The 6,768-nt window shown below is 33.9% G+C and carries 5 protein-coding genes, 1 tRNA gene and 1 pseudogene; 6 read left to right on the top strand and 1 reads right to left on the bottom strand.

From position 1 onward, the window contains the following. The 3 genes and pseudogenes from BOQ62_RS01865 to BOQ62_RS01855 form a co-directional block, all read left to right on the top strand. A pseudogene (locus BOQ62_RS01865) lies at positions 1 to 219 on the top strand (hypothetical protein); the annotation flags it as partial. Between the two features lie 146 nt (positions 220 to 365). Beyond that, the gene (locus BOQ62_RS01860) at positions 366 to 743 is read left to right on the top strand and encodes a VOC family protein (RefSeq protein ID WP_129036719.1); all 378 of its coding nucleotides are present in this window, start codon (positions 366 to 368) and stop codon (positions 741 to 743) included. A gap of 360 nt (positions 744 to 1,103) precedes the next feature. Continuing rightward, a tRNA-Ser gene (locus BOQ62_RS01855) sits at positions 1,104 to 1,188 on the top strand. Positions 1,189 to 1,611: 423 nt separating this feature from the next. On the opposite strand, the gene BOQ62_RS01850 is transcribed toward BOQ62_RS01855, so the two are convergent. Then, a complete protein-coding gene (locus tag BOQ62_RS01850) occupies positions 1,612 to 2,400 on the bottom strand; it encodes a PhzF family phenazine biosynthesis protein (protein WP_129036718.1) in 789 nt (262 codons plus the stop codon). A 900-nt stretch (positions 2,401 to 3,300) separates the two neighbouring features. Here BOQ62_RS01850 and BOQ62_RS01845 point away from each other — a divergent pair. The 3 genes from BOQ62_RS01845 to BOQ62_RS01835 all read left to right on the top strand — a co-directional run bounded on the left by BOQ62_RS01845 (position 3,301) and on the right by BOQ62_RS01835 (position 6,677). Next, a complete protein-coding gene (locus BOQ62_RS01845) occupies positions 3,301 to 4,116 on the top strand; it encodes a hypothetical protein (protein WP_129036717.1) in 816 nt (271 codons plus the stop codon). Positions 4,117 to 4,145: 29 nt separating this feature from the next. Further along, positions 4,146 to 4,739 (top strand): hypothetical protein, encoded by a 594-nt coding sequence (locus BOQ62_RS01840; protein ID WP_129036716.1) that lies wholly within the window; start codon positions 4,146 to 4,148, stop codon positions 4,737 to 4,739. Positions 4,740 to 5,126: 387 nt separating this feature from the next. Then, the gene (locus BOQ62_RS01835; RefSeq protein WP_164976657.1) at positions 5,127 to 6,677 is read left to right on the top strand and encodes a helix-turn-helix domain-containing protein; all 1,551 of its coding nucleotides are present in this window, start codon (positions 5,127 to 5,129) and stop codon (positions 6,675 to 6,677) included. The last annotated feature ends 91 nt before the right edge of the window (positions 6,678 to 6,768 follow it).

Raw genomic sequence — 6,768 nt, 5'->3', positions numbered from 1 at the left:
CATATGTCAGCAATGGCAAGTATAAGATCAGATAAGGAATTAAAAACTTATTTCCTAAGAAAAGTAAGTGAAGGAAAAAATAAAATGAGTGTCCTGAATGCGGTAAGAAATAAATTAGTACACAGAATAATGGCTGTCATCAATAGAAAACAGCCATTTTTACAAAAAGAAGAATTTGTGTCAATAAAAAATTCAAATTTCTCTTGTGTATTAACATAGAAATCTTTGCGTTTTACCAAAAATTTAGAACAAAAAATCAAAGAAAATCATCAAACAACTAACAAAAACATTGATATATTTGTGAAATTGCAAAACGATTTGAATTTGCACATAAGAAACTATCAACTGAATAAAAACGAATAAAAATGAAAAGAGTAATCGCTATTGGAGGTATCTTCTTTAAGTGTAAAGATCCGGAACAGGTAAATGAATGGTACAAAACCCATCTTGGATTACCAACCAGCCCATATGGCGCCAAATTCGACTGGAAAGATGAAGAATCTGATAAGAAAGGATATACACTATGGAGCCCTTTTAAAGAATCTACCCAATATTTTGAACCTTCCCCTAAAGAGTTTATGATCAATTATCATGTAGAGAATATTGAAGCTTTGGTAGAGGAGTTAAAGAAAGAAGGCGTTACGATTCTGGATGAGGTCGCTACCTATGAATATGGAAAATTTGTACACATCCTGGATCCGGAAGGAAATAAAATAGAATTGTTCGAACCGGCAGGAGAGTAGACAGCTTGATTTGTATCAGAAAACTTCTGAAAACCCATACTACTTCTACATGTATCAGTACTGAAGACGTAATCATTCCCCTCCTTTGGAGGGGTGGCGAAAATTCAAAGAATTTTTGACGGGGTGGTTTTCTATGTAATTCTATCCATCCTTATATTGATAATAAAGAGAAGAAATTTTAAATAGTATCTCTAAAATACGAGTGTCAGGAACTTTTGTAGATTAATTCAATGAAAATAATTCCCCTGATTCCTAGTCTATTATTAAGTTTTGTTAAAATTTGTGATGGAAAAGTTTTGCAGAAATTAAAAATCGTTCTATATTTGCACCACTGAAAACAACGGTATAGCCGGAGTTTAGGGAGAGTTGGCAGAGTGGTCGATTGCGGCAGTCTTGAAAACTGTTGACTGTAACAGGTCCGGGGGTTCGAATCCCTCACTCTCCGCAAAAAAAGCCTTGAATTAAATGATTCAAGGTTTTTTTATTGTGCTATCTTGTACTATTATCACAAGATGTGGATCATGATGAAAAGGGAGGGTCAGGTGCAAAACTTGGGGACTATGCAAAAAATTTGGTGATTTGAAGAGAAAAAATGTTCTGTCCTTTCCATCCCCTGTAGTTTTACAAAACGCAAAGGCATGATGCGATTCCTTATTGATGAGGAGGCTAAGAAAGCGACAAAGTCACTGATGAAGCTGTATGGATATGCATGCGCTTACAAAGAATCAACTTCGTGATTCCAACCTTTGCTTCCCTAAAATAATTCGCAAGAATAGTGAAAACTTTGCGTTACATTTAAATGGTATAGGTATAAATATTCCAACCTCCCCAACTTTTGAAACTGATCCAAGATGTGCTAATCTCTTTTTTACTCAATCCAAAAGTACCCCATAGAATACGTTTTAGCTTTCCCAGCCACAATTACTCTTTCATTTTTGTTTTCACAATAGAGCTGTCCGCCTCTTTCAGATATCTGACGGGCAAAAAGCTGATTTTTTCCTAATCTTGCTGACCAGAACGGGATAAGTGAGCAGTGCGCAGAACCGGTTACAGGATCTTCAAGAATAGATGATTGCGAGGTAAAATACCTTGAAACAAAATCACAGTCAGTGCCTTCCGCCGTTACAACCACACCACCCGGATCAAGATTGATAAGATCAAATATGGATCTTTCAATTTTGATATTTTTTATATCTTCTTCAGAATCGTAAACCAGAACATAGTCTCTTGCTTTAAAGACCTCTTTAGGCTGGATATTGAGTGCTCTGGATATAATATCCGGAAGGGTAGAGGCTTCAGGCATTCTGGACGGAAAATCCATATAATAAAATCCATCTTTCACATCAACTGTTAACTCGCCACTTTTCGTTTCAAAAATGATTCTGTCACTTTGATAATTTAAGATTGAGACTAAGCAATGAGCTGTGGCAAGGGTTGCATGCCCGCATAAATCCATCTCTATTTCAGGAGTAAACCATCTTAGGTTGACAGTACTGCCGTTGTCGATAAAGAAAGCGGTTTCTGCTACCGCATTTTCTCGGGCTATTTTTAAGAGGGTTTCATCAGGTAACCAATTTTTTAATGGAACAATACAGGCCGGATTTCCATGGAAAATAGACTCTGTAAAAGCATCTATTTGATATAATTCTAACTTCATAGGTTGTAAAAAAATTGTAATACATAAAGATACTACATTTACCTCTGATATTTCTGAGAAAAACATTTCAGATCCGAATTAAATATTTCTTATTCATGTATCTTTATTTAAATATAAAATGTATCTTATTAAAGTTGATGAGTATTTACTGTCGTAATAAAAATTTCTTTGGAAGCAGATATACTGGGGAATCTTCCAAATAAATTAAAAAACATCATTTATCTATAAATCATTATCCATTCTGTAGAACGAGATGTACTTTGGTAATACTATTTTTCTGTATAATGGTAATATCTGCTGTTTCCACCATATACTGTTTGTATAAGTAATCTGTTTATACGGTGATTTAATAAGACAAAATTACTTATAGAAGGTTACCTAGACAAGGAGTAGGTTGTCATTATTCTTGGATAATAACATGTGTATTTTATAATTAGTTTATTTAAAATCAGTTGATTAATTTGATTTATTGCAAGGGGTTAGTTGTGTGAATAATGAGGTCGTGTTTAGTGAATTATTTTTTTGTCAAATGAAAATTTTAGGAAATATGGATAATTAAAATGGATCATTGTACGGAGTATTTAAATTAGTCTTTTGTAGGCATTACTGCTGATTTATTTGTTGATTTTGTAATATCATTATTCGTGAATAGTAGTACACGGTTAGTTGTGGGCCTTGGAAATTGTATCTAATTTTGCCGCCACAAATAATGATGGAAAGTCCACTTACGGATAATAAAAATCTTTGGAGAATTCCCTCGGTCCTTATGGCTTTCTCCAAAGATTTTTCCATCTCATCTATTCATTTATGCTTTGGTCATCTTTTGAAAGGACATTTCATACAAATCTTATGATAGATGGTCATTTATAGTAATTAACATCTTAACTAAAATCATTTACAATGATAAAAAAAATAGTCACCTTAGGGATTACTTTCTCTTTCATGAATATGTTTTCTCAGATAGGGATTAATACACCTAATCCGAACGCCACTTATGAAATTGCCGCGAAAACCTCAGATGGAAGCCGACCGGAAGGCGCTATATTTCCAAGGCTTACAGGAGATCAGATCAAATTAGCGAATGACCAGTATGGAACTGATCAGACAGGAACTGTTATTTATGCTACCTCTAAGGTTTCAATAAAAGAATATGGGGGGAAAACCGAAAATATAAATGTCCCTGGGTATTATTATTATGATGGTGCAAGATGGCAAAAATTAAAAGAGAATTCATGGAATGTAGAAGGTAACGAAGGAACAGATGCCAATAAAAATTTTATCGGAACAACAGATGATCAAGATGTCATGTTTAAGAGAAATGGTATTGTATCGGGAATTATAGGGCAGAATGTTACTTCGTTTGGTTATGCTAATATACCAGCAAATGTTGATCCAAGTTCGGGAAATACAGCATTTGGCAATGGTGTTCTTTCTTTATTAACTACTGGACTCTCAAATACGGGAATTGGTATAGGAGTTATGAATTATACAACTACTGGAAGTGATAATATTGGAGTTGGAAGACAGGCTTTACTAAATAATATTAGCGGAAGCTATAATATTGCTATAGGTGGTGCTTCTCTAATTGGTAATGAGACTGGACATTTTAATATAGCTATTGGAGAACAGGCTTTATGGTTGAATAGGACAGGCTTTGGCAATATTGGGATTGGCCGTAATGCATTAAAAAAAATGAAGAAGGTACTCATAATGTAGCAATAGGTTATTCGGCTGGAGAATCAAGTATGGGAAATGATAATACTTTTATCGGGGCATATGCTGGAAGTAGAGTTACAGGACGTGGAAATGTTATTGTAGGATTTAGTGCAGCTGCATTTTTAGAGCCGAATTTGAATGATCGTCTTATTATTGGCACTCCATCTGGTGGAGGTCAACCTCTGTTAGATGGTAATTTTCAGGATAAAAAGCTTAAGGTGATCGGTGATTTTGAAATAACAAAGGGAGCCTTGAAGATTGCAGATGGTACACAGAGTCTGGGTAAAGTATTAACTTCTGATGCTAATGGAGTAGCAACATGGCAGGATCAGAAATCTGCTGTAAAAACCGTTAGTGCAGATTATACTTTATTAGAGGAAGACGACCATTCATATATTTTTGTTGATTCTGTTACAGCTGCAACCATTACTGTTCCGTCAGGTCTGCCACCCGGATTCAACTGTGAAATTATACAGGAAGGAGCAGGTGATGTCTATCTGTCCGGAAACCTTGTCAATCTCAATGCAGGATCTGGAACCCATATCAGAACCAGATATTCACTCGTAAAGATCATAATGAAAACAGATACAACAGGTATTCTCACAGGAGATTTTGTTCAATAACATTAACGAGCCACTTTAAAAAGTGGCTTATTTTTATCAATAGATTCTGCCATTTTCAAGAAGCATTGGGATGAGGCTAAATAAGAATAGACTGGACGCTTTTGAAAAGTTGTAAAAAATGTGGCCTGTTTTTTGTAAATTCATTTTGATTTTTTTTTGAATGAATTAATAGTTTTTCAACAGTATTTGTTTTTTTTAGTGTTGATATTATGATTCTGTGTTTAATTTTTTAGTTATTTATATTTACGTAAGAGAAATTGTAAAAAATTGACGGATTAAAAAAATATATAAGAACTATTAAAAAATATTAAATTCGTTAAATATAATTTCCCTAAGATGATCCATAAACCCCTTTATATTTTCATTTCTATTTTACTGACAAATTTAATGGTACAGTCACAGGTAAAAAATGATCAAAAATTTATAAAGATCTATTATCATACTTTTAAAGAAGAAAGTGTTGACAAAATGATGAGAATAGGCGATTCTCTTTATAAAACTTCAGATAGTGAAGATCATAAAATAAGATCGCTTGTTATCCTTGCCACGGCTTATTCACGCCAGCTTAATGCCAGTAAATCAATTAAGAGCTGGAAAAAAATAGATTCAATGGCAAAGAGAGAAGGGCTTTCGGATTGGGAAACCCTTGCCAATGAACGTTTGGCAGCTGAATACTTAAAGCTGAACCTCCTGGATGCCAGCAAACAGTTTTTAGATAGAGCTAAAACAGCCGGTAAGTCATTATCAAACTCTGTTGAAGGTAAATATACTTATGCCATGATGCTGGAAACTGAAGCATTGCAGAATCTGGAAGAAAAAGATACGGTAGGTTTTATTAAAAAAATCAAAAATAACCAGGTTTATCTTGAAAAAATGCAAAAAAATGATGTTACGGACTTTCTCTTGGGTAAATCGTACTTAAAGCTTGGAGAAGTATATGTTCAAAAAAACAGTCTGGATTCTGCAAATAATTATTTTCATCTTGCCGATAAAAAACTGAAAGATTCAAAAATAAAATCTGATGCAATTACCAAAGCCACCTATTATAGAGGATTGGGAAATATTGCTTTAGAACGGAAACAATACAGTGAAGCGGAAACACTTTTGTTAAAAGCAAAAGATATTGCTTTCACTCAAAAAAATAAAAAGGAAAGTGACTTTATTATTAATGATCTAAGGAAGCTGTACAGGCTCACCAGGAATCATGAAAAACTTCTTGAAATCAATCAGATTAAGGATTCCATTGACCTTTTAAAAAAGAATGAACTTGTAGCGTTGGCAGATCAGGATTTTAAAGAAGAGGCAGCAAAGAAAAACAGATTTGCAGACTATTTTCATATATTGATGTGTGTCTCCGTATTTTTACTCCTGCTTATGGTTGGTCTCTATTTGTATTATATAAGACAAAAGAGAAAGAACAGGCTGCAATTTGAAAAAATTATTAACGATTTAAATACTCAAATAGAGAAGGAGACTGCTGTCCCTGTGGATCCTGTATCTATAAACGATCACTTTATAAAAGAAGACTCAGAAACAAATACAGATACAGGGTCTTCATTTTATATAAGTGAGGAAAAAGAAGAAGAACTGGTAAAGCGAATGAAAGAATTTGAGAAACGGCACTTATACCTGGACAGAAAAATCTCCAGACCTAAAATGGCCTCGTTGCTTAATACCAACACAAAATATTTGTCTTATATAATCAAAAAGTATAGAAAGTTGGATTTTAGTGAATATATCAATCACAACAGGATCAATTATATTACAAAAAAGCTGTATAGGGAGTCTGAGTACCGTAATTATAAGATAAGTTATTTAGCAGAAATATGCGGTTATTCGTCTCATAGCAGATTTGCTGATATCTTTAAAAGACAGATGAATATTTCGCCATCCGAGTTTATAGCGCAGCTGCAGGATAGAGAAAAGAACAAATCTTAAATTTAGCAGCATAAACTTTTCGTAATTATAGCCATTATTATGAATGAGAATATAGAAAACCTACCAGGATTCAGGAATCCTGGTAGGTTTT

Source organism: Chryseobacterium sp. CH21 (assembly GCF_004119445.1).
GTDB lineage: Bacteria > Bacteroidota > Bacteroidia > Flavobacteriales > Weeksellaceae > Chryseobacterium.
The sequence above is the reverse complement of the archived record's forward strand: the minus strand, read 5'-3'. Positions and strand labels throughout refer to the sequence as shown.